At 67.8% G+C, this 22,258-nt stretch carries 23 protein-coding genes; 5 read left to right on the forward strand and 18 right to left on the reverse strand.

Going from position 1 to position 22,258, the window contains the following annotated elements; translation table 11 throughout:
* Positions 1-17: 17 nt before the first annotated feature.
* A complete protein-coding gene (locus LFM09_RS03115) occupies positions 18-2,012 on the reverse strand; it encodes a protein meaA (RefSeq protein ID WP_414094698.1) in 1,995 nt (664 codons plus the stop codon).
* Between the two features lie 127 nt (positions 2,013-2,139).
* Between LFM09_RS03115 and LFM09_RS03120 the strand changes: the two genes are divergently transcribed.
* Complete coding sequence (locus LFM09_RS03120; protein ID WP_414094699.1) at positions 2,140-2,427, forward strand: hypothetical protein; 288 nt, start codon at positions 2,140-2,142, stop codon at positions 2,425-2,427.
* Here LFM09_RS03120 and murA read toward each other — a convergent pair.
* Together murA and LFM09_RS03130 are read right to left on the reverse strand one after the other, a co-directional pair.
* Entirely contained in the window at positions 2,424-3,689 is a 1,266-nt protein-coding gene (gene murA, locus LFM09_RS03125) for a UDP-N-acetylglucosamine 1-carboxyvinyltransferase (RefSeq protein WP_414094700.1), read from the reverse strand. The genes LFM09_RS03120 and murA overlap by 4 nt on opposite strands.
* A 43-nt stretch (positions 3,690-3,732) precedes the next feature.
* The gene (locus LFM09_RS03130; RefSeq protein ID WP_414094701.1) at positions 3,733-4,140 is read right to left on the reverse strand and encodes a MarR family winged helix-turn-helix transcriptional regulator; all 408 of its coding nucleotides are present in this window, start codon (positions 4,138-4,140) and stop codon (positions 3,733-3,735) included.
* Between the two features lie 92 nt (positions 4,141-4,232).
* Here LFM09_RS03130 and LFM09_RS03135 point away from each other — a divergent pair, with 92 nt between their 5' ends.
* Together LFM09_RS03135 and LFM09_RS03140 are read left to right on the forward strand one after the other, a co-directional pair.
* Positions 4,233-5,048 (forward strand): SDR family oxidoreductase, encoded by an 816-nt coding sequence (locus LFM09_RS03135; RefSeq protein WP_414094702.1) that lies wholly within the window; start codon positions 4,233-4,235, stop codon positions 5,046-5,048.
* Positions 5,049-5,058: 10 nt separating this feature from the next.
* A complete protein-coding gene (locus tag LFM09_RS03140) occupies positions 5,059-5,631 on the forward strand; it encodes a cob(I)yrinic acid a,c-diamide adenosyltransferase (RefSeq protein ID WP_414094703.1) in 573 nt (190 codons plus the stop codon).
* 56 nt (positions 5,632-5,687) lie between these two features.
* Here LFM09_RS03140 and LFM09_RS03145 read toward each other — a convergent pair whose 3' ends face one another.
* Together LFM09_RS03145 and LFM09_RS03150 are read right to left on the reverse strand one after the other, a co-directional pair.
* A complete protein-coding gene (locus tag LFM09_RS03145; RefSeq protein ID WP_414094704.1) occupies positions 5,688-6,119 on the reverse strand; it encodes a DUF2550 domain-containing protein in 432 nt (143 codons plus the stop codon).
* Positions 6,120-6,141: 22 nt separating this feature from the next.
* Positions 6,142-6,507, reverse strand: coding sequence for a F0F1 ATP synthase subunit epsilon (locus tag LFM09_RS03150; RefSeq protein WP_414094705.1), 366 nt, complete (start codon positions 6,505-6,507; stop codon positions 6,142-6,144).
* Positions 6,508-6,614: 107 nt separating this feature from the next.
* On the opposite strand from LFM09_RS03150, the gene LFM09_RS03155 reads away from it, so the two are divergent.
* Positions 6,615-7,103, forward strand: a complete 489-nt coding sequence (locus tag LFM09_RS03155; protein WP_414094706.1) for a SigE family RNA polymerase sigma factor — start codon at positions 6,615-6,617, stop codon at positions 7,101-7,103.
* Positions 7,094-8,326, forward strand: coding sequence for a hypothetical protein (locus tag LFM09_RS03160; RefSeq protein WP_414094707.1), 1,233 nt, complete (start codon positions 7,094-7,096; stop codon positions 8,324-8,326). Before LFM09_RS03155 ends, LFM09_RS03160 begins: the two co-directional genes overlap by 10 nt.
* On the opposite strand, the gene LFM09_RS03165 is transcribed toward LFM09_RS03160, so the two are convergent.
* The 13 genes from LFM09_RS03165 to LFM09_RS03225 form a co-directional block, all read right to left on the reverse strand.
* The gene (locus tag LFM09_RS03165) at positions 8,323-10,053 is read right to left on the reverse strand and encodes an ABC transporter ATP-binding protein (RefSeq protein ID WP_414094708.1); all 1,731 of its coding nucleotides are present in this window, start codon (positions 10,051-10,053) and stop codon (positions 8,323-8,325) included. The genes LFM09_RS03160 and LFM09_RS03165 overlap by 4 nt on opposite strands.
* A complete protein-coding gene (locus LFM09_RS03170) occupies positions 10,050-11,540 on the reverse strand; it encodes an ABC transporter transmembrane domain-containing protein (RefSeq protein WP_414094709.1) in 1,491 nt (496 codons plus the stop codon). Before LFM09_RS03170 ends, LFM09_RS03165 begins: the two co-directional genes overlap by 4 nt.
* Positions 11,541-11,556: 16 nt before the next feature.
* On the reverse strand, positions 11,557-12,723 hold the full coding sequence (locus LFM09_RS03175) for an MFS transporter (RefSeq protein ID WP_414094710.1): 1,167 nt from the start codon (positions 12,721-12,723) through the stop codon (positions 11,557-11,559).
* Positions 12,724-13,085: 362 nt separating this feature from the next.
* On the reverse strand, positions 13,086-14,522 hold the full coding sequence (gene atpD, locus LFM09_RS03180) for a F0F1 ATP synthase subunit beta (protein WP_414094711.1): 1,437 nt from the start codon (positions 14,520-14,522) through the stop codon (positions 13,086-13,088).
* The gene (locus LFM09_RS03185) at positions 14,515-15,429 is read right to left on the reverse strand and encodes a F0F1 ATP synthase subunit gamma (protein ID WP_414094712.1); all 915 of its coding nucleotides are present in this window, start codon (positions 15,427-15,429) and stop codon (positions 14,515-14,517) included. Before LFM09_RS03185 ends, atpD begins: the two co-directional genes overlap by 8 nt.
* An 8-nt stretch (positions 15,430-15,437) precedes the next feature.
* Positions 15,438-17,084, reverse strand: a complete 1,647-nt coding sequence (atpA, locus tag LFM09_RS03190; RefSeq protein ID WP_414094713.1) for a F0F1 ATP synthase subunit alpha — start codon at positions 17,082-17,084, stop codon at positions 15,438-15,440.
* A 46-nt stretch (positions 17,085-17,130) separates the two neighbouring features.
* On the reverse strand, positions 17,131-17,958 hold the full coding sequence (locus LFM09_RS03195) for a F0F1 ATP synthase subunit delta (RefSeq protein WP_414094714.1): 828 nt from the start codon (positions 17,956-17,958) through the stop codon (positions 17,131-17,133).
* A gap of 9 nt (positions 17,959-17,967) precedes the next feature.
* Complete coding sequence (locus LFM09_RS03200) at positions 17,968-18,513, reverse strand: F0F1 ATP synthase subunit B (protein WP_414094715.1); 546 nt, start codon at positions 18,511-18,513, stop codon at positions 17,968-17,970.
* 31 nt (positions 18,514-18,544) lie between these two features.
* Entirely contained in the window at positions 18,545-18,790 is a 246-nt protein-coding gene (locus LFM09_RS03205; RefSeq protein ID WP_086664600.1) for an ATP F0F1 synthase subunit C, read from the reverse strand.
* Positions 18,791-18,851: 61 nt separating this feature from the next.
* Positions 18,852-19,628 carry a F0F1 ATP synthase subunit A gene (atpB, locus tag LFM09_RS03210; protein WP_414094716.1) on the reverse strand — a complete coding sequence of 259 codons (777 nt, stop codon included), beginning with the start codon at positions 19,626-19,628 and terminating at the stop codon, positions 18,852-18,854.
* Positions 19,629-19,778: 150 nt separating this feature from the next.
* Positions 19,779-20,225, reverse strand: coding sequence for a hypothetical protein (locus tag LFM09_RS03215; protein WP_414094717.1), 447 nt, complete (start codon positions 20,223-20,225; stop codon positions 19,779-19,781).
* 58 nt (positions 20,226-20,283) lie between these two features.
* Positions 20,284-21,423, reverse strand: a complete 1,140-nt coding sequence (locus LFM09_RS03220; protein WP_414094718.1) for a glycosyltransferase family 4 protein — start codon at positions 21,421-21,423, stop codon at positions 20,284-20,286.
* A gap of 83 nt (positions 21,424-21,506) precedes the next feature.
* Positions 21,507-22,157 carry an L-threonylcarbamoyladenylate synthase gene (locus LFM09_RS03225; RefSeq protein ID WP_414094719.1) on the reverse strand — a complete coding sequence of 217 codons (651 nt, stop codon included), beginning with the start codon at positions 22,155-22,157 and terminating at the stop codon, positions 21,507-21,509.
* Positions 22,158-22,258: the final 101 nt, after the last annotated feature.

The following is a 22,258-nucleotide window of genomic DNA, read 5'->3' on the forward strand; positions in this document are numbered from 1 at the left end:
TCGCAGACACTAAAGCCCTACGAGAGTGAGTGCACCTCACGAATCACGGTGACGATCTCGTCCATGATCTCGGTCAGCTCGTAGTCCTTCGGCGTGAACACCCGCGCCACACCCCGTTCGCGCAGCTTCTGAGCGTCGTCCGGCGGGATGATGCCGCCGACGATCACCGGGATGTCCCCGGCACCGGCCTCGCGCAGCCCGTCGACCACCGCGGGCACCACCTCGAGGTGCGAACCGGACAGGATCGAGAGACCGACGACGTGCACGTCCTCCTGCACGGCGGCGGACACGATCTGCGACGGCGTGAGGCGAATGCCTTGGTAGACGACCTCGAAACCGACGTCGCGGGCGCGCACGGCGACCTGCTCGGCACCGTTCGAGTGGCCGTCGAGACCCGGCTTGCCGACCAGCATGCGCAGCCGCTCGCCGATCTCCTCGCCGGTCCCGCGCACCCGCTCGCGCACGCGCGCGATCTCCGAACCGGCCTCGCCCGAGGCCGAAGCACCGGAAACCCCGGTCGGCGCACGGTATTCACCGAACGTCTCACGCAACGCCTGCGACCACTCACCCGTCGTCACGCCGGCGCGCGCACAGGCCAGCGTCACCTCGACGAGGTTCTGGTCGGTCTTCGCGGCCTCACGCAGAGCATCCAGAGAAGCAGCAACCGCAGCGTTGTCACGGGAAGCACGCCACTGCTGGATCGCCTCGACGGCGTGCATCTCGACGATCGGGTCGATGGTCTCGATCGCGTTCGCGCCCTCGGCCTGCAACGGCGACGGCTCGGTGGTGTCGAACTTGTTGACACCGACGACGATCTCCTCGCCGGACTCGACGCGACGACGACGATCCGCCAACGACGACACCAGCTGCGACTTCATGTAGCCGGACTCGACGGCCGCGACCGCACCGCCCATCGCCTGCACGCGGTCGATCTCCTCGCGCGCACCGGCGAGGATCTCCCCGACCTTCGCCTCGATCACCGGCGAACCGTCGAAGATGTCGTCGTACTCAAGAAGATCGGTCTCGTACGCCAGGACCTGCTGCATGCGCAGCGCCCACTGCTGGTCCCACGGACGCGGCAGGCCGAGAGCCTCGTTCCACGCCGGCAGCTGGATCGCGCGCGCACGGGCGTTGCGGGACAACGACACCGCGAGCATCTCCAGCACGATGCGCTGGACGTTGTTCTCGGGCTGCGCCTCGGTCAAACCAAGCGAGTTGACCTGCACGCCGTAGCGGAACCGGCGGTGCTTCGGGTTCTGCACGCCGTAGCGCTCCAGCGTGATCTCGTCCCACAGCTGCGCGAACGCGCGCATCTTGCACATCTCCTCGATGAACCGCACACCGGCGTTCACGAAGAAGGAGATGCGGGCGACGACCTCGCCGAACTTCTCGACCGGCACCTGACCGGAGTCGCGCACCGAGTCCAGCACGGCGATCGCGGTGCACATCGCGTACGCGACCTCCTGCGCCGGCGTCGCGCCGACCTCCTGGAGGTGGTAGCTGCAGATGTTGATCGGGTTCCACTTCGGCACGTTCGACACGGTCCACGCGACCATGTCCGTGATCAGCCGCAGTGACGGCCCCGGCGGGAACACGTAGGTGCCGCGGGACAGGTACTCCTTGATGATGTCGTTCTGCGTCGTGCCGGCCAGGGTCGACGGGTCCGCGCCCTGCTCCTCGGCCACGGTGACGTACATGGCGAGCAGCCACATGGCCGTCGCGTTGATCGTCATCGACGTGTTGGCGCCGGCGAGCGGGATCTGGTCGAACAGCTGCCGCATGTCGCCGATGTGGCTGATCGGCACACCGACCTTGCCGACCTCGCCCTTCGCGAGCTCGTCGTCCGGGTCGTAGCCGGTCTGCGTCGGCAGGTCGAACGCCACCGACAGGCCGGTCTGGCCCTTCGCGAGGTTCCGCCGGTAGAGCGCGTTGGAAGCCGCGGCCGAAGAGTGACCCGCGTACGTGCGCATCACCCAGGGGCGGTCGCGTTCGCGGTCAGCTGGATACGGCACAGCAACCTCCCAAATAACAGCATCGCCGTTCATCGCTGTGTTGAATTCCTCGAAGGGTACTGGCCGGTAACCATTGCTGCGCGTGCGCTTGCTCACTGAATCGTGACCGCAAGAGCATGATGAAGGGGTGACGGCGATCTACCAGACAGCGATCGTGTTCGGGGTGCTCGGACTGCTGGCTCTGGCGTTGAGGTACTTCGTGGGCAACGACAAGCGGCCCGTGCCGGATCTGGACGGCACGGACTTCGGGTTGTTGAGCGAGGTGGCGATCGTGCCCACGGAAGAGGCGGCGAACGTCCTCGTGCAGAAGCTGAAGAAGAACGGGGTGCGCGCCACGCGCTCACGCAACGCGCCCTACCAGGTGATGGTGTTCCCGCAGGACGTGCCGAACGCGCGGCTGGTGCTCAAGTCCTAGGAGACGCGCTCCACGTCGGCCCCGAGCTTGCGGAGGTTTTCCACGAACCCAGGGTAACCGCGCTCGATGTGGAAGATCTCGTAGACCTCGGTGGCCCCGTCGGCGCACAGACCGGCGAGAACAAGCCCCGCACCAGCACGAATGTCCGAAGCCCACACCGGCGCACTCGACAGCGTCTCGACGCCGCGGATCACCGCGTGGTGACCGTCCGTGCGCGCGTCCGCCCCGAGCCTGATCATCTCGTCGATGAACCGGAACCGCGCCTCGAACAGGTTCTCGGTGATCATCGACGTGCCCTCCGAGACCGCGGACAACGCGATCGCGAACGGCTGGTTGTCCGTGGCGAAACCGGGGTAGGGCAGCGTCACGAAGTCGACGGCCTTCGGACGGCCGTCCATGACCACGCGGAAGCCCTCGTCGTCGCCGCCCTCGTAGACGGTCACCTCGGCACCCGCCATGCGGAGCTTCTCCAGCACCAGGTCGAGGTGGTGCGGGTTCACGCCGCGCACCCGCACGTCGCCGCGCGTCATGACAGCGGCGAACCCCCACGTGGCGCCGACGATCCGGTCGCCGATGACGCGGTGCTCGGTCGGCTTGAGCTCCGTCACGCCGTGCACGGTCAACGTCGAGGTGCCCGCGCCCTCGATGTTCGCGCCCATCTGGTTGAGCATCAGGCACAGGTCGACGATCTCGGGCTCGCGCGCGGCGTTGTCGATGACCGTCGTGCCGTTCGCCAGCACGGCAGCCATCAGGATGTTCTCGGTGGCGCCCATGCTCGGGAAGTCGAGCCAGATCTGCGCGCCGTGCAGGCCCTCGGCCTCGGCGACGATGCAGCCGTGCTCGATCCACGTCTTGGCGCCGAGCTTCTCCAGCCCGCTCTGGTGCATGTCCAACGGCCGCGAGCCGATCGCGTCGCCACCCGGCAACGCCACGACCGCGCGCTTGCACCGGCCGACCAGCGGCCCCAGCACGCAGATCGACGCGCGGAGCTTGCCCATCGCCTCGGAGTCGGCGTGGTAGCTCAGCTCGGCCGGCGTCGTGATCCTCGCCACGTCACCTTCGAGTTCGACCTCGCACCCCAGGCTGCGCAACGCGTCCGCCATCAGCGGCACGTCGAGGATGTCGGGGCAGTTCGTGAGGGTCGTTGTGCCCTCAGCGAGCAGAGCCGCGGCCATCAGCTTGAGGACGCTGTTCTTGGCGCCGACGACATCAACCTCGCCGACCAGACGTGCGCCACCGTGTACCCGGAAATGCTCGCTCACGCGGCAATCCTACGGCTGCACCGGCGGACGCCCCGTCGGCGGGCTATTCGCCCAGCATGCGCTGCAACAGATCCCGCAACTGGCGGCGGTCGGCCGGGCTCAGGGAGGCCAGCGGTTCGGCCGCGAACCGCAGTGAGCCGCGGAACTCCTCCGCCAGCCGCTGGCCCTCGTCCGTCGCGACGATGTACTTCACGCGCCGGTCCTGCTCACCGGGCCGGCGCTCCACCAGCCCGCGCGCCTGCAGCCGGTCGATGATCCCGGTGACGTTGGACCGCTCGGAGCCGAGCTTCTCCGCGATGCGGTGCATCGGCTGCGGCTCGTCCAGTGCCGCCAGCACCTTCGCCTGGATGGACGTCAGGTCCTGCGCGGCCGCGGCCTGCTCGTGCTCCTTCGTGTAGCGCTCGACGATCCGGGCGAACAGCGTCACGACCTCAGAGCTGACCTTGTCCATGACGAGCATCATAGTTGACGACATGAACTATCAGGCGGCATAGTAGTTCATGTCAATAACTATTATGGACATGAACTGAGGAGCAGCGCGTCATGATCGTTCTCATCACCGGCACGTCGTCCGGCATCGGCCTCGCCACCGCGGTCCAGGCGGCCGAGGCGGGCCACCAGGTGGTGGCCACGATGCGCGACACCTCCCGCGCCGACGCCCTGCGCGCAGCCTGCCCAGCCGCCGACGTCCGGCAGCTCGACGTGACCGACAGCGACTCCGTCACCGCCGCGATCGAGGGCGTGATCGCCGACTACGGCCGGCTCGACGCGGTGGTCAACAACGCGGGCGCCGGGCACATCGGCACGGTCGAGACCGACTCCGTCGACAACTTCCGCAAGGTCATGGAGACCAACTTCTTCGGCGTCGTCGCGGTCACCAAGGCCGCGATGCCGCACCTGCGCGCGAGCCGCGGCCGGCTGATCACCGTCACCAGCGTCGGCGGCGTGGTCGGCCAGCCGTTCAACGAGGCTTACTGCGCGGCCAAGTTCGCGGTCGAAGGGATGATGGAGAGCCTCGCCCCGGTCGCCGCGCAGCACGGCGTCACCGTCACCGTCGTCGAACCGGGCGCGGTCGCGAGCGAGTTCGTCGCCAACGTCGGGGTCGACCGCGACACGGTGCTCGACTCCGCCGGGCCGTACGCGCCGCAGCTCAAGAGCTACCTCGCACGCACGGGCACGTCGTTCAGCGGCGCTCAGACCTCGCACGAGGCCGCCGCGACGATCCTGGAAGCCCTGCACGCCGAGCACCCGCCGTTCCGCGTGCAGACGTCGGACTGGGCTCGGCAGTTCAACGGCGTGAAGCTCGCAGACCTGGACGGCTCGGCCGTGCAGCGGCTGACCGCCGGGTGGATCTCCTAGAGTGCCGGTTATGGCGGTACATCTCACCAAGATCTACACGCGCGTGGGCGACGACGGCACGACCGGTCTCGGCGACTTCTCGCGCGTCCCCAAGACCTCGCCTCGCATCGAGGCGTACGCGGACGTCGACGAGACCAACGCGTCGCTCGGCGTGGCCCTGGCGCTCGGGCAGCTGGCCGAGGACGTGCACGAGGTCGTGCGCAAGGTGCAGAACGACCTGTTCGACGTCGGAGCGGACCTGTGCACGCCGATCGTGCCGGACCCCAAGTACCCGCCGCTGCGCATCACCCAGGCCTACGTGGACCGCCTGGAGGGCTACTGCGACACGTTCAACGAGCGGCTGGGCAAGCTCGACTCGTTCATCCTGAACGGCGGCACTCCCGGCGCGGCCCTGCTGCACCAGGCGCGCACGATCGCGCGCAGGGCAGAGCGGCGGGCGTGGTCGTTGATCGAGGCCGATCCCGAGCACACGAACGTGCTCACGGCGAAGTACCTGAACCGGCTGAGTGACCTGCTGTTCATCCTGGCCCGCGTGGCGAACCCGGACGGCGACGTCCTGTGGCAGCCGGGCGAGAACGCCTGAAATGCCATGAGGGTGACCTTCATGGACGTGACGTCCATGAAGGTCACCCTCATGGCTCAAGAAGCCCAGGGAATGGAGCGGCCCGGAGGCGCTGATTCCAGCCAAGACAGGAATCCAGTCAGCGCATCCGGGCCCATCGCGATCTCGACCTCGCCCGAGGGGATCTTGCAACGCAGCACTGTCGCCCCGGCCGGCATGGCGTACGCCTCCGGCCCTGTCGGCTCGCGGCGCGCGTCGATCTCGAGCCCGTCTCTGGAGATCAGCTGATCAGGGCCGGACCCGAGCGAGAGCACGCGGAACCAGGCGAACGAGTCCCCCCGGTAGTGCCCCACACCCAGGTGCCAGCCACGCCCTCTGTCGTCGAACTGGCTGCGCAACGCGACGTGCACGCCGCCCTCACGCAGCAGCCGGATACGACGCCAGGCGAAATAGGCGATGACGACTGCCACCACAAGAAGGATCAGTCCGGCAATCTCGGTGATCCCCACGGCTGCGGCCTCGCGCCTTTTCTCAGGCCGACTGTTCCACGGCCCGCACGCGCGCTGCCGCACGTGCGCGCTCGGCGTCATCCGCGTCCTGCAGCGCCGTGCGCGCCGCGTCCACGTCGATCTCGCCGGCGAGTTCCGCGTCCTCGGCGAGAATCGACACGCCGGTTCCGGTCACGGAGAGGAAGCCACCGTGCACAGCGGCGGTGACCAGTGCACCGTCCGTCGTGCGGATTCGGACCACGCCACCCTCGACCAGCTGACCGAGCACGGGCTCGTGACCGGGCAGGATGCCGATCTCGCCCTCGGTCGTCTGCGCCGAAACAGAGGTGGCCTTACCGGACCACAGGCGGCGTTCAACGGCGACCAGTTCAACGGTCATCTCGGCCACGCGTATCTCCCTCGTCGTCTGGAGTCGAACTGAAGTCTAAACGGTCGCCTGACAACCTTGCCGCCCCGCCCGGTGTCAGTACGTTCGACAACCGCCGGAGGGGGGACATGCAGGACTTCGAGGACTTCGTGGCGTTGCGCTCGCAGGCTCTGCTGCGCACCGCCTACCTGCTGTGCGGCGGGGACAAAGGTGCCGCTGAGGACATTCTGCAGGACGTCCTGATGGGCATGTACGGCAAGTGGCGCCGTATCAAGACCTCTCCGGAGGCCTACGCACGCACCGCGCTGGCCAACGCGGCCGCGAACCGCTGGCGACGACGTGCTCGCAGGCCGGAGGCACCGTTGGACCTGGGGGCGGTGCCTACGTCTCGCGGACACGAACAGCAGGTGGTCGACGCGGACAGCGTGGTGCGTGCACTGGCGGAACTGCCGAAGAAGATGCGCGCCGTTCTGGTGCTGAGGTTCTTCGACGACCTGAGTGAGGCCGAGACGGCCCGCACGCTCGGGTGCGGCATCGGCACGGTGAAGAGCCAGACCTCGCGCGGCCTCGCCCGCATGAGGGAGCTGATCGGTGAGCAGGTGTTGACGTGGAACTGAAAGAAGCAATGGAGGCCGCGACGGCAGATCTGGACGTGCGGCCGGGATTCGTGGGGGACGTCATGGCCGGGGCACGACGACGGCACACGCGCAAGCTGCTGGCGGTGACGGCGGCGATCGCACTGGTCGCGGGCGTGACGACCGGGGTGGTGCTGACCCGCTCCCCCGAACCCGAACGCGAACCGCTGACCGCCGCCGACCCGCGGCTCACCGCGGCCACGAGCGGCGATCTCGCGGGCGACGCCGAGTACGTCCGGCGATCGCTGGCCACGTGGGGGAGCTCGCGGAGCCTGGTCAGCGGCATCGTGACGGAAGTCTCAACCGACGCCCACGTGTTCTGGGCGGCCAACACACCGAACGGGCCGGCCTCGTTGATCGCGCAGTCGGTGCGCGTGCGCGGCACGCCGGACCCGCAGACGCTGGTGGGCATGGTGCACGACGGTGTCGTCGTCGATCAGTCGGTGGCGTACCAGGGCCTCGACAACGAACGAAGCATCTACCGCCTTGGCACCGCCAACCTGACTTATGTGGTGATGGGCCTCGGGCAACGGGTCTTCTGGTCGGTGAACCCGGTGCGCGGACCGGACCAGCGGTACTCGCGCGAGTGGCGGGAGGCCGAGTTCAACGGGGGCGTGGCCGTGGTGAACGTCAAGCCGGAGCAGAAGGCCGTGTTCGTGCGCACGAACGAAGCCCCCGCCGCGCAGGACTTCACGCGGCAGCGGCTCGTGCCGTTGCAGGAGATCCGCGAAGCGACGCCGGTGGAGCCACGTCCAGGGCTCGGCTGGAAGGACGTGATGTGGGCCTCGAAGCGGCAGGAGCCCAGCAGGCCGGCGTCCAGCCAGGACAAGTTGATGTCCGACGACCTGGTGCGGCGCGGCTACCTGGACTACGACAGCGCGTACGCCAGCTACCCGCTGTGGGAGGTCCGGGCCTGGCTCCCCGACGGCCGGTTCGCGGTGGTCCTCGAGATGAGCGGTGAGCTGATCGGCGGTCTCTACCAGGCGGACGGCACGTTCGACCGGGTCCTGCTCGGCGGCACCGCGGTCAAGGGCGCGCCGTTGCCGGTGCGGGTCGCGCTGCCGGACGGGCAGGGCACGATCCTGGCCGAACGGGGCGCGCTGGTCGGGCCGGAGGAGCAGCGGGACGCCTGGCTGGCACCGCCTGGGACGACCGAGGTGAGCTTGGTGCGGTCCGGGAACGTCACCTCGGTCGTGCCGCTCTAGCTGCCGTGCCAGGAGCGCCAGAGCGTCGCGTACGTGCCGTCTCTGGCCACCAGATCGTCGTGGGACCCCAACTCCACGACGCGACCCGCGTCGACGACGGCGATCCGGTCGGCGTCACGCGCGGTCTGCAGCCGGTGCGCGATCGCGATCACCGTGCGTCTCTCCCGCACGGCCGCGATCGCGCGCTCGGCGTGCCTGGCGGTGGCCGGGTCCAGTGACGACGTCGCCTCGTCCAGCACCAACGTGTGCGGATCGGCGACCTCGACCCGTGCGAGCGCCAGTTGTTGTGCCTGCGCGGGATCCAGCTGCAGTCCACCGGCGCCCAGCAGGGTGTCCAGCCCGTCCTCCAGCTCGTCGAACCAGCGGGCGTCCACGGTCCGCAGCGCTTCGACGAGCCGCCCGTCGTCGGCGTCCGGTGCCGCCAACGCCAGGTTCTCCCTGACCGTGCCGATGAACACGTGATGTTCCTGCGTGACAAGCACAATCCGTTGCTCGCCGGCCGCCGCGAGATCCGCGACCGGTACCCCGCCGACCAGCACCGAACCCGCCGACGGCCGGTCCACCCCCGCGATCAACCTGCCCAGCGTCGACTTGCCGGCACCGGACACGCCCACGATCGCGAGCCGTTCGCCGGGCTGCACCACGAGATCAACTCCGTGCAGGACCTCATGTCCGTCCACATAGGAGTAACGGACCCCGCGCACCTCGATGCGGTCATCGGCGGGTTCAGCCACGACCGGTGCGGGTTCGATGTGCGCCCCGATCCCCTCCACCCGCGCGAAGGAGGCCGCGCCGCGCTGCAGGAACTCGATCCACATCTGGATCCGCTCCATCGGTTCGGCGAGCAGCCACACGTAGAGCGCGCCGGTGACGACGACCTCGATCTCCACGCCGTTGCCCGCGTAGACGAGTCCACCGACCAAGAGCACCAGCGCGGTCGGCACGGTGTTCGCAACGCTGGCGACCGGGAAGAAGATGTTCCGCAGCCACAACGTCCGCAACCGCGTCCGGTAGGAGTGCGCGATGGTGGCCTCGGCAGCCGCCACCATCCGATCCCGCAACCCGTACGTCTCGATCGTCCGGCTGCCCTCGCCGACCGCCGCGGTGATCTCCGCGACGTCACCGCTGGCAGCTGTCTCCGCAAGATAGGCGTCGCGGGCACGGGCCAGGTACCACCGCGTCACCCACACGACGAACGGCACGCCGGTCAAGGACACCAGGCCGAGCACCGGATCCAGCAGGAACATCGCCACGAACACGATCACGAGGTGCACCAACCCCGCGAGCACCTCCGGCACACCGTCCCGCAACGTCTGACCGACCGTGCCGATGTCGCTCGACACCCGCGTGAGCAGGTCGCCGGTGCTCAGCCGGTCCACCACCCGTGCGGGCAACGACAGCGAGCGCGTCACGGCCTCTTCCCGCAACGAGGCCAGAAACCGCTCGCCCAGCCGAGTCGTCTGCAACGTGCTGTACCGCACCAACAACAAGTGCGCGACGGCCGCAACGAGCACACCGAACGCCAGCTGGTCCACAGTGGACAAGGTGAGTGTGCCGCGATCTACCCCGCCCACGATCTTGCCGAGCAAATAGGGCCCCACAAGCGCAGACAACGCCGTCAGCGCAGTAAGTGCGAGCACCAGCGCGAGCGCACGCCGTTCGCCGCGCATCAACCGCACGGCAGCTCGACGCACCTCGCCGCGGTCCGCGATCGGCAACCGGTTCACAGGTGGATCACCTGATCAGCCCGCCCCACCCACAACGGCGACGACGACACGACCACCGTCGTTCGCCCGCACCGCGCCTCCTTGACCCGCCGCACCACCGCCGCCTCGGTCACCGCGTCGAGCGCCGACGTCGGCTCCACCAGCACCAGCACTTCCGGCTCCCCCACCAACGCCCTGACGAGCCTGAGTCGCTGCCGCTGCCCGCCGGAAACGTTGCGCCCCTGCGCTTCCAGCTCCGAGTCGAGCCCGTCCGGCAACGCCTCCACGACATCCACCGCCGCAGCCGCGTGAATTGCCTGCTCCAGCTCGGCCTCGTCGTGCTCACCCACCGACACCGCCTCCCTCACGGTGCCGCGGAACAGGTAGTCGTCGTTGTCCGCCACCACTCCAGGCAGCCCTTCGACAGCCTCACGCGCCACCGACGCGTTCGCCGGAACCACCACCGTCAACTTGCCGGGCTTCACGTCGAGCGTCTCGACGTTCGACGGCTCTTCCCTCCGCAACGCGAGCACGTCGATCATCCGCCGCGCCGACACCAGCGCCCGCGGGATGGAATCCGCGCCCTCCATGAAGAAGCTGACCGGCACGATCAACGTCGTGACGTACAGGTAGACCGCGAGCATCTCGGCGATCGTGATCTCCCCGCTCACCGCCATCCGCGCCACGATCCACGTGACCACCGCGAGAAACAGCGCCGGCAACCCCCACGTCAGCGCCTGCACCCAGCTCAACCACGCCGACACCCGGTACCCGTCCTCGAGGACCTCACCGGACATCCCCTTGAAGCGCTCTTCGAACGCGGGCTTACCGCCGATCCCCGACAACACCCGCAGCCCGCCAACGATGTCCCCGGCCCGCGACGTCAACTCCCCCTGGCTGTCCCGGTAATCCGCCTCCACCGCGTGCAGCCGACGCAACACCGGCCCGGTGACCACAGCCAACACCGGCACACCCAACAACACGACCACCGCAACCAGCGACGAGATCCGCACGAGCAACACCGCGGTCACCGCATACGCGACCACAGCCCCCACCCCAGGCCCAGTACTGGTCAACGCATGCGCAAGGCGCGTCGTGTCCCCGTTCTGCAGGTACGTCAGCTCTCCGGTGGACAACTTCCGCCTGACCACGCCACCAAGCCCGGTCACATGCCGCACGACAACCTGCGCCGTACGCAGCGCGGCATCCACGCGCACAAACGTCATCGTGCGGTGCCGCGCCGTCCCGATGAGCGCCAACAACACGGTCACGACAACCAACGCCACGCACCACCACACCAGCGCCCGGCGATCCCCGCCCCGCAAACCGTCCTCAATGGCCTGAGCAATGAGATACGGCGGCACAACGAGCCCGCACATCCACAACGATCCCCAGAACGCCCCGGCAAGCACCCGCCACGGCTGCATGCGCACCAGCCACCACAGGTACCGCCAGGGCGCCCGAACGTCAGGCGTGCCCGGATCGTCGTAAGGCGCATGTCGGGACATGCCCCCGACTGTGCCATCACCCCACGTGCGTCACGACCGATTTCGCCCTCAGCCCAACAGCGGAGATCGCCACCGCCCCCAACGCCGCCACCAGGGCAAACGCGTAGAAACCCCACGGATGAGCCAGCCCAGCCGTCAACAACGCCCCACCGAGCAACGGCCCGCTGATAGCACCCAACCGCCCAACACCAGCAGCCCACCCGATGCCCGTGGCCCTGTTCTCCTCGTAAACCCGCCCCGCGTAGGCGTAAACGAGCACCTGCGCACTGAACACGAAGAACCCGGCCAACAACACCGCCACGTAAACGCCCACACCAGGCAACTTGATGGACAGCAACGCCAAGAACACCACGGCCCCGGCAAACCACCCGACCGCCGCCGGCCTGACCCCGATCCGGTCAGCAACCGTGCCCGCGACCAAAAGCCCGACCACCGCACCGATGTTGAGCGTCAGGAGGAGCGCGAGCGCGGTCCCGAGCTCATACCCGGCACTGCGCATGATCTGCGGCAGCCACGTGTTCAACCCGTACACGAGCAACAGCCCCATGAACGAAGCCGCCCAGAACGCCACCGTCGCCTTGCGCAACCCGGGCTTGAACAGCGACCCAACCGCCTCCAACGCAGGCGCCTTGCGCGCCACCGTCTCCGGCAGGTGCTTGACCATCAACGGAATCAACACCAACACCGGCAACGCCCCCACCACGAACAACGCCCGCCACCCGAGCTGCGGGATCAACACGATCCCGAGCAACGCCGTGATGACCGCCCCCACGTGATACCCGGTCATGATGAGCGTGGTGGCCCGCCCACCCTGCTGAGGCCGCGCCTCGTTGACCAACGCGATAGCCGTGGGCAAACACCCACCGAGCCCCAACCCGGCCAGGAAACGCAGAATCCCGAACTGCGTGGCGTCCTGCGCGAACGCACAGGCCAACGTGAACAACGAGAACCCGGCCACCGCGTAGATCATCACCTTGCGCCGACCGATGACGTCGGTGATGGTCCCGATGATCAGCGCGCCGAGCATCATCCCGACCAGCCCAGCCGTGGACACCGCGCTGGCACTCGCCGTGGTGAGCAACTTCTCCTGCAACAGCACAGGAATCACCGTGCCGAGCACGACGAGGTCGAAGCCGTCCAACAACACGGCAGTCCAACACAGCGGCAGCACCCATTTGTTCACGCGCATCCTCCTCGTCGAGGCCCTGGTGGATGCCGTGCATCGTGCGGCGAAGGCCAGGCCGACGGGGAGTGCGGTTTCCACTGAACGGAAACCTGGCTACACATCCGACAGGTGCAAAGCCGCAGGCGAGCCGCTTCCGCCAGTGGCGAAGCGAAGCCGAGCTCGAAAGGCCTGCTGCCCGCATGGGCAGCGGTGATGGTGACGTGTCGTGCCAACGCAACCACGCACGACGGCGATTGGGGCTCGACTTTGGGTTCGAGGCGCACCGCACCCCAGCACAGTCCTGGCGGACCCGGAAATGCCCGAAGGGCCGCCCCTCCACAAAGGAGGAACGGCCCTTCAGAAAGCCAGCAGAACCTAGCTCAGTTACCGGCCAGCTTCTTGGCGTTGGCCTCGACGTCGTCCAACCCGCCACAGGAGAAGAACGCCTGCTCCGGGTAGTGGTCGAACTCGCCCTTGCAGACCCGGTCGAACGCCTCGACCGTCTCCTTGATCGGCACGAACGACCCCTTCTGACCGGTGAACTTCTCCGCGACGAAGAAGTTCTGGCCCAGGAACCGCTCGAGACGACGGGCGCGACCGACGAGGACCTTGTCCTCCTCGGAGAGCTCGTCCATACCGAGGATGGCGATGATGTCCTGCAGCTCCTTGTACTTCTGCAGGATCCGCTTCACCTCCTGCGCAACCCGGTAGTGCTCCTCGCCGACGATCGACGGCTCGAGGATTCGAGACGACGACGACAGCGGGTCGACGGCCGGGTAGATGCCCTTCTGGGAGATCGGACGGGAAAGCTCCGTCGTCGCGTCCAGGTGGGCGAAGGTGGTCGCCGGGGCGGGGTCGGTGTAGTCGTCAGCAGGGACGTAAATCGCCTGCAGCGAGGTGATCGACTTACCGCGCGTCGAGGTGATGCGCTCCTGGAGCTCACCCATCTCGTCGGCCAGCGTCGGCTGGTAACCCACGGCGGAAGGCATGCGGCCCAGCAGGGTCGACACCTCGGAACCGGCCTGGGTGAAGCGGAAGATGTTGTCGATGAAGAGCAGCACGTCCTGGCCCTGCACGTCGCGGAAGTACTCCGCCATCGTGAGAGCGGACAGCGCGACGCGCATACGCGTGCCGGGCGGCTCGTCCATCTGTCCGAAGACGAGGGCGGTGTCCTGAAGGACCTCCATCTCCTCCATCTCCAGGAGGAGGTCGGTGCCCTCACGGGTGCGCTCGCCGACGCCGGCGAACACCGACGTACCGGAGAACTCACGGGCAATACGCGTGATCATCTCCTGGATGAGCACGGTCTTGCCGACACCCGCGCCGCCGAACAGACCGATCTTGCCGCCCTTGACGTACGGGGTGAGCAGGTCGATGACCTTGACGCCGGTCTCGAGGATCTCGGTCTTGCCCTCGAGCTGGTCGAACGACGGAGCCTTGCGGTGGATGCCCCACTGCTCGCCGTCGCGGCCGAGGCCGGGCTGGTCGAGGCAGTCGCCGAGGGCGTTGAACACGTGGCCCTTGACGATGTCACCGACGGGCACCGAGATGGCCTTGCCGGTGTCGGACACGGTCGCACCGCGGACGAGACCGTCGGTCGGCTGCATCGAGATGGTGCGGACGAGGTTGTCGCCGAGGTGCTGCGCGACCTCGAGGGTCAGCGTCTTGGCGACGGCCTCGAACGTGATCTCCACGTTCAGGGCGTTGAACAGCTCCGGCACGGCGTCGCGCGGGAACTCCACGTCGACGACCGCACCGATCACCCGGACCACACGGCCGGTGCGGGTGGTGGTGGCAGTAGCACTCATGTCACTCATCACTTCCTGCGCCACCGGTAAGCGCGGCAGCGCCACCGACGATCTCGCTGATCTCCTGGGTGATCTGGGCCTGGCGGGCCGAGTTCGCCGCACGGCTGAGGTTGCGGACGAGCTCCGTCGCGTTGTCCGTCGCGGCCTTCATGGCCGTCCGGCGCGCCGCCGACTCCGACGCCGCTGCCTCCAGCATGGCGGAGAACAGCCGGGTCTTCACGTACTTGGGCAGCATCGCGCCGAGCAACGCTTCCGCGCTGGGCTCGAAGTCGTACACCGCGCGCGGCCCCTTGGGGGTCTCGCCGGTGTACTCGACCTCCATCGGCGCGATCCGCCTGGCGGTCGGCGTCTGGGTCAGCATGGACTTGAACTCGGTGTACACGACGTGGATCTCGTCCACGCCCTGCGCACCGTCCTCCGTGCCCTCCAGGAACGCCTGCACCAGCGCGTCGCCCGCCTCAACGGCGTTGACGTAGTGCGGGGTCTGGGAGAACCCGCTCCACGAGGCGGTGACCTCGCGGCGGCGGAACGCGTAGTACCCGATCGCCTTGCGGCCGGTCACGTACAGCACCGGCTCCTTGCCCTCGGACTTGAGCAGCGTGATCAGCTGCTCGGCGGCCTTGAGCACGTTGGCGTTGTAACCACCGCACATGCCCTTGTCGCTGGTCACGACGAGGATGGCGGCGCGCTTCGGGTTCTCGCGTTCCGTCAGCAGCGGGTGGTCGAGGTTCGCCGAGGCCTCGGCCAACGCGGAGAGCACGTTAGTGATCTCGTCCGCGTAAGGGCGCGAGGCCGCGACCCTGGTCTGCGCCTTGGCAAGGCGAGACGTGGCGATGAGCTCGTAGGCCTTCGTGATCTTCTTGGTCGAGTTGACCGTTCGGATCCGCTGGCGGAGCTCCCGAATCTGTGCGCCCATGGCTCAGATCACTTCTTGGTGGGCTCGGGCTTGTGGACCTTCACCGACTCCTGCGCGACCTTGTCCGCGTCGAGTGCCTTCGCGGGGGCCTCGTTGACGATCGTGGAACCGTCCGAAGCGGTGAACTGCTTCTTGAACTCGTTCACCGCGTCGACCACGCGTCGCTGGGCGTCGTCACCGAACTGCTTCGTCTCGACGATGCCGGCGAGCAGGTCGGCGTGGTTGCGGCGCAGCGAGTCCTTGAAGTCCGCCACGAACCGGCGGATGTCGCCGACGGGGACGTCGTCCAGGTGGCCCTTGGTCGCGGTGTAGATCTCGACGACCTGCTCCTCGACCGGGACCGGGGAGTACTGGCCCTGCTTGAGCAGCTCGACCAGACGGGCACCGCGGTCCAGCTGGGCGCGCGACGCGGCGTCGAGGTCGGACGCGAACGCGGAGAAGGCCTCCAGCTCGCGGAACTGCGACAGGTCGAGACGCAGCGAGCCCGCGACCGACTTCATCGCCTTGATCTGCGCGGCACCACCGACGCGGGAGACGGAGATACCCACGTTGACAGCCGGGCGGACACCGGCGTTGAACAGGTCGGACTCGAGGAAGCACTGACCGTCGGTGATCGAGATGACGTTGGTCGGGATGTACGCCGACACGTCGTTCGCCTTGGTCTCGATGATCGGGAGACCCGTCATCGAACCGCCACCGAGCTCGTCCGACAGCTTCGCGCAACGCTCGAGGAGACGCGAGTGCAAGTAGAAGACGTCGCCGGGGTAGGCCTCGCGGCCCGGCGGGCGGCGCAGCAGCAGCGAGATCGCGCGGTACGCCTCGGCCTGCTTGGTCAGGTCGTCGAAGATGATCAGGACGTGCTTGCCCTGGTACATCCAGTGCTGGCCGATGGCGGAGCCGGTGTACGGCGCCAGCCACTTGAAGCCGGCCGAGTCAGAAGCGGGGGCAGCGACGATCGTCGTGTACTCGAGCGCGCCCGCCTCCTCCAGCGCGGTCTTGACGCCCGCGATGGTGGAGCCCTTCTGGCCGATGGCGACGTAGACGCAGCGGACCTGCTGCTTGGGGTCGCCCGACTCCCAGGCCTTCTTCTGGTTGATGATCGTGTCGATGCAGACCGCGGTCTTGCCGGTCTTGCGGTCACCGATGATCAGCTGACGCTGACCGCGACCGATCGGGGTCATCGCGTCGATGGCCTTGATGCCGGTCTGCATCGGCTCGGACACCGGCTGACGCTGCAGCACGGAAGCCGCCTGCAGCTCCAGGGCGCGGTTGTCGTCCGCGACGATGTCACCGAGACCGTCGATCGGGTCACCCAGCGGGTTGACGACGCGACCGAGGAAGCCGTCGCCGACCGGCACGGACAGGACCTTGCCCGTCCGGCGGACCTCCTGGCCCTCTTCGATCTTGTCGAAGTCACCGAGGATGACCGCACCGATCTCGCGGACCTCGAGGTTCAGGGCGACGCCGAGGACGCCACCGGGGAACTCGAGCAGCTCGTTGGTCATCGTGCCCGGAAGGCCCTCGACGATGGCGATGCCGTCGTAGGTCTCGGAGACGGTACCGACCTCTTCCCGGGAGACCTCCGGGGAGTAGCTCGAGACGTACTTCTCGATCGCACTGCGGATCTCGTCCGACGAGATCGTCAGCTCCGCCATGTCGTTCCTGCTCTCACTTCTTCGTTCTTGGGAAAGGGCTCGGGGGCTAGCTGGCGAGATTGCGGCGCAGTGCCGCCAACCGGCCGGCGATGCTTCCGTCGATGATCTCGTCGCCGATCTTGATCGTGAGACCGCCGGCCAGGGCCGGGTCGACCTCGACGTGCAGCGCGATCGGGCGCGAGTAGATCGTGGTCAGCGTCGCGGTCAGGCGGTCGACCTGTTCCGCGGTCAGCGCCACCGCGGACCGGACGTGCGCGACGGAACGCTGACGGCGCTTGGCCGCCAGGTCGGCGAGCTCGCCGAGACCGTTCGCGACGCGAACACCCCGGGGGTGGCGGACCAGCTGGTCCACCAGCGTCTTGGTGACCGGGCTGACCTTCCCCTCGATGAGGGTGTCGACCAGCGCGACCTTGCCGTCGACGGCACCGGCGGGATCCGCCAGCAGGAGCTCGAGCTCGTTCGAACCCGCCACGATGCGGCCGAGCCGGAACAGCTCGTCCTCCACCGAGTCGAGCTGACCGTCGCGCTCGGCACGCACCAGCAGCGTGGTGCGGGCGAGCGACTCGACGCCGTCGACGAGCTCACGCGGGCTGGACCAGCGCGAGGTCACGACAGCGACCAGCACCTGCAGCGTCGCGTCGCCGACCTTGCCCGCGAACAGGCCGCGGACGAACTGCTCACGACCCGCGGGGTCCGACGAGGCGTCGGCAACCGCACGGCGCAGCGCCGGCTGCTCGATCAGCAGGCTCAGCACGGCGAAGAGCTCCTCGCCCAGCTTGGCGAGGTCGTTCGTCGACGTGGTGGCGTCGGCCAGCTCCAGCAGCCGCAGTTCCGCGGCTGCCAGAGCTTCACGACTTGCGGCATGCAACGTCATCGGCTGCCTCTACTTGCTCGCCGGCGCCGCGACGGCGTCCAGCTCGTTGAGGAAGCGGTCGACGGTGCCACGGCGGCGGGCCTCGTCCTCGAGGGACTCGCCCACGACCTTGCTCGCCAGCTCGACGGCGGTGCGGCCGAGGTCGGCACGCAGCTCGGCGACGATCTGGGCGCGCTGAGCGTCCAGCTGGTGCTGGCCCTGCGCGACGATGCGCGCGGACTCGGCCTGCGCCTGCTCACGCAGCTCCTCGATGATCTGCAGGCCTTCGGCCCGCGCGTCGTCGCGGATGCGCGCGGCCTCGGCACGAGCCTCGGCCAGCTGCTCCTTGTACTGCTCAAGAGTGCGCTGAGCTTCGGCCTGAGCCTGCTCCGCCTTCTCGATGCCACCCTCGATCTTGGCGGTCCGCTCCGCGTACAGCGCCTCGAACCTCGGCGACACGAACTTCTTGATGACGAAGAAGAGGAGCAGGAACGCGACGAGGCCGAGGATGATCTCCGCCGGGTGCGGGATGACCGGGTTGACCGGCCCTTCTGCAGCCAGGATGAGGGCGTTCATCACGGGTTCTCCTAACGCGATCGGAATTCGGTCAGGCAGTCGCGATGAAGTACACGACGAAGCCGATCAGCGCGAGGACCTCGACGATGGCGAAGGTGGTCCACGCGAGGCTCAGCAGCACGCCGCGAGCCTCGGGCTGACGGGCGGTGCCGCTGATGACCGAGGAGAAGATCAGACCCACGCCGATGCCCGGGCCGATGGCCGCGAGGCCGTAACCGATGGCCGCGAGGCCCTGGTTGAGGTTGACGGCGTCCTGGGCAAGCTGGATAGCGCTCACTGTTGCTGTTCCCTTTCCAACTCGGTCCGCGAGTGTTCGCGGATCGGAGGCTTTGTGTTTCTCAGTGCTCTTCTGCCAGCGCCATGCCGATGTAGCTGGCAGACAGCAGCGCGAAGATGTAGGCCTGCAGGCACATGATCAGCGCCTCCAGGAAGGTCAGCGCGATGGCGAAGGCGAAGGACACCGGCGCCACGATGACGGTGATGCCGCCGTTCAGCAGCAGGAACTCACCAGCCAGGGTGAACACCAGCAGGAGCAGGTGCCCAGCGAACATGGCGGCGAAAACTCGGATCGCCAGCGTGATCGGGTTCAGGATGAACTTCTGGAAGAACTCGATCGGGATCAGCAGCGGGAGCACGAACCACGGCGCGCCCGGCGGAATCGTCTGGTGCTTCAAGTAACCCACGAAGCCGTGCCGCTTGAACCCGACGAAGTGGTACACCGGGTAAACAACCAGCAACGAAACGGCGAGCGGGAAGCCGATGTGCGACATCGTCGGGAACTGGATGAGCGGGATGAGCCCGAACAGGTTGTTCACCAGGACGAAGGTGAAGATCGTGAGAATCAGCGGGATGAACGGCTTGAAGTCCTTCGCGCCGATCTGCTCCCTGGCGATGCTGTTGCGCCCGAAGTCGTAAACCGACTCGGCAGCGAACTGGAACTTCCCGGGGATCAGCTTCAGACGGCTGCTCGCGGTGAGGAAGAAGACGGCAATGATCACGACCGACAGCACCAGCAGGACCATCGGCTTCGTGACCCCGAACGCGATCTCGGGGAGGAAGAAGTCCTTCACACCGGGAGCGACGAACTCGTCCCCCGAAGCCAGCAACTTGGTCACTGTGTTCCTTCCGGTTCTCCCGGCCGGCGTTCACTCCGCCGGGGGAATCGTCACGATCTGGACTTAACGTACCTTACGGTTCGCAAGCGACTACGAGAGGCACCCCTGCGATCGGGTGTCCCTGGTCAGCGCGGACCATATCAGCAGGTCTCAGGTGCCTTCGGAGGCGGGGACCACCATCTGGCTACGGCTGCGCTTGGACGCTCTGGCCTCCAGGAACGACGTCACGAGGACAGTCGCCACCAGGGTGATTCCGAGCGCCTTGGGCTCGAGCCAGTCCTGCCCGCGCAGCAAGATCACCGCAAGCAGCAGCACGATCAGCTTGCCCATGAATCCGCCGAGTGCGGCGACCATCACGAACATGGGGTCGAGCGCTGCGGTCTTGCGCATCAACAACAGCGTGGCGAGGCTCGAAGCAATGGCGATGACACCGCCGATGAGTGATCCGTAGAGACCTTCCGTCCCCCAGATCACAGTTGACACAACCACGCCAACGGCAAACGTCCCGAGCGCGGCCCACACGGCCGCGCGGAACATTTCCCCGGCGAGCCGCTGGATCACCAGCTCGTGCGTGACAACCTCGTCCGCGTCGCTCATGTCCCGAAGTGTAGGAACCCGCATTTGAGGGCCCGCACGCAGCCCCTCGGTGAATCGGTCAGGACTTGCGAGCCTCACGCAGCCGCGGAATGGCGGAGACGACGAACGCCACGATCAACCCGATGACGAAGCACGTCGCCACGATGACCGGATCGAACAACGTGAGAGCTACGGCTCCAAACGCAAGCACGCCCGCCCACAAATAGATGAGCAGCACTGCCCGCCGCTGGGAGTGACCGATCTCCAGCAATCGGTGGTGCAGGTGCATCTTGTCGGGCGAGAACGGGCTCTCCCCGCGGCGCGTGCGGCGGATGATCGCCATCAGCAGGTCGAGCAGCGGCACGAACAGCACCGCGGCGACGACGATCAGCGGCGACAGCAGACCGAGCAGGTCGGCCGCGCTGCCGGTGGCCTGGTTGATCTTGCCCGACGCGCTGGTCGTGGCGGCGGCGAGCATCAGGCCGATGAGCATCGAGCCCGAGTCGCCCATGAAGATGCGCGCGGGGTTGAAGTTGTGCGGCAGGAAGCCCAGGCACGCGCCGGCGAGCGCGGCGGCGATCAGCGCGGGCGGGTAGGCCTCGACCGCGCCCTGCCGTTCGACGAGCAGCCCGATCGAGAACGCACACGTGGCCGCGGCGGCGATGAGGCCGATGCCGGCGGCGAGCCCGTCGAGGCCGTCCACGAAGTTCATCGCGTTGATCATGGTGACCGCGAGCAGCACGGTCAGCAGCGCGCCCTGGTTCTGGTCGAGCGAGATCGTCGCGCCGCCGTCCCACGGCACCCACGCGATCATCCACTGCAAACCGAACAGCACGAGGATGCCCGCCGCGGTGACCTGACCGGCGAGCTTGGTGAGCGAGTCGAGCTCGAACCGGTCGTCGATCGCACCCACGAGCACGATGACGCCGCCCGCGACGATGACGCCCCACGGGTCGTTGGAGAAGTCGAACGCCGCCCGCAGCACCGGCAACTGGTGCGCCACGAACATGCCGCACAGCACGCCGCCGTAAATGGCGACTCCACCCATGCGCGGCATCGGCTGCACGTGCACGTCCCGCTGCCGCGGGTACGCGACCGCCCCGATCCGGAACGCCATCAAGCGCACCAGACCAACGAGCAGGAACGTCACAACGGCAGCAATCAACGCGACGAGCAGGTACTCGCGCACGGGAAGAACGAACGAGTATGCGGGCCCCACGGGCCTACCAATCAATCGGGGGATTTCGGGGGTGCTCGCCACGGTACCCCCGCGGCGACATGATCAATTCTGTCAGCCGGGCTCTAGCGCGCGACTTCGACCTCGACGCCGAGCACCTCGTTGACCTCTTCCTTGGTGACCGCGCCCTCGCGGAGGATCAACGCGTCCGGCCCGGTGAGGTCGACGATCGTCGAGGCGATGTTCTCGCCGCTCAGCCCACCGTCGAGGTAGACGGGCACCGAGTCGCCGAGCTGGTCGCGCGCCTCCTGCGCACTGGCAGCCGGCGCGTGCCCCGTCTTGTTCGCGCTGGACACGGCCATCGGCCCGACGTCCCTGAGGAGTTCCAGCGCAACGGGGTGCAACGGCATCCGCAGCATCACCGTGCCGCGCGTCTGCCCGAGATCCCACGCCAGACTCGGCGCGTGGGGCAGCACGATGCTCAGCCCGCCGGGCCAGAACGCCTCGATGAGCGCCCGCGCCTGCCTGGGCACGCTGAGGACCAGCCCGTCGATCGTCGTCCAGGACCCGACCAGCACCGGCACGGGCATGTCGGGCCCGCGCCCCTTGGCGTCGAGAAGACTCCGCACCGCTTCGGCGTCGAACGCGTCGCAGCCGATCCCGTAAACGGTGTCGGTGGGCAGGACGACAAGGCGCCCGCTCCGCACCGCACCAGCGGCGGCCGCAAGTCCGGCGGCGCGGTTGCTCGGTTCGCTGCAGTCGTAGACCGTGCTCACCTCGGTGAGCCTAGTCAGCCATCCCGACCGGGTGACGCAAGGCCTGCTTAATCACGCAGCGTCGTGGTTCGCCGCCAGGTATTTTTGTGCGCAACCTGGGG

The organism is Lentzea alba, from assembly GCF_047445655.1.
Classification (GTDB): domain Bacteria; phylum Actinomycetota; class Actinomycetes; order Mycobacteriales; family Pseudonocardiaceae; genus Lentzea; species Lentzea alba_A.

Excerpts from the sequence above, each read along its gene's own strand:
- LFM09_RS03195 (WP_414094714.1), bottom strand. The coding sequence starts at position 17,958 with ATGACGTTGCATGCCGCAAGTCGTGAAGCTCTGGCAGCCGCGGAACTG.
- atpD (WP_414094711.1), bottom strand. The coding sequence starts at position 14,522 with ATGAGTGACATGAGTGCTACTGCCACCACCACCCGCACCGGCCGTGTG.
- LFM09_RS03170 (WP_414094709.1), bottom strand. The coding sequence starts at position 11,540 with ATGTCCCGACATGCGCCTTACGACGATCCGGGCACGCCTGACGTTCGG.
- LFM09_RS03140 (WP_414094703.1), top strand. The coding sequence starts at position 5,059 with ATGGCGGTACATCTCACCAAGATCTACACGCGCGTGGGCGACGACGGC.
- LFM09_RS03155 (WP_414094706.1), top strand. The coding sequence starts at position 6,615 with ATGCAGGACTTCGAGGACTTCGTGGCGTTGCGCTCGCAGGCTCTGCTG.
- LFM09_RS03185 (WP_414094712.1), bottom strand. The coding sequence starts at position 15,429 with ATGGGCGCACAGATTCGGGAGCTCCGCCAGCGGATCCGAACGGTCAAC.
- LFM09_RS03200 (WP_414094715.1), bottom strand. The coding sequence starts at position 18,513 with ATGAACGCCCTCATCCTGGCTGCAGAAGGGCCGGTCAACCCGGTCATC.
- LFM09_RS03130 (WP_414094701.1), bottom strand. The coding sequence starts at position 4,140 with ATGGACAAGGTCAGCTCTGAGGTCGTGACGCTGTTCGCCCGGATCGTC.
- LFM09_RS03135 (WP_414094702.1), top strand. The coding sequence starts at position 4,233 with ATGATCGTTCTCATCACCGGCACGTCGTCCGGCATCGGCCTCGCCACC.
- atpA (WP_414094713.1), bottom strand. The coding sequence starts at position 17,084 with ATGGCGGAGCTGACGATCTCGTCGGACGAGATCCGCAGTGCGATCGAG.
- LFM09_RS03215 (WP_414094717.1), bottom strand. The coding sequence starts at position 20,225 with ATGAGCGACGCGGACGAGGTTGTCACGCACGAGCTGGTGATCCAGCGG.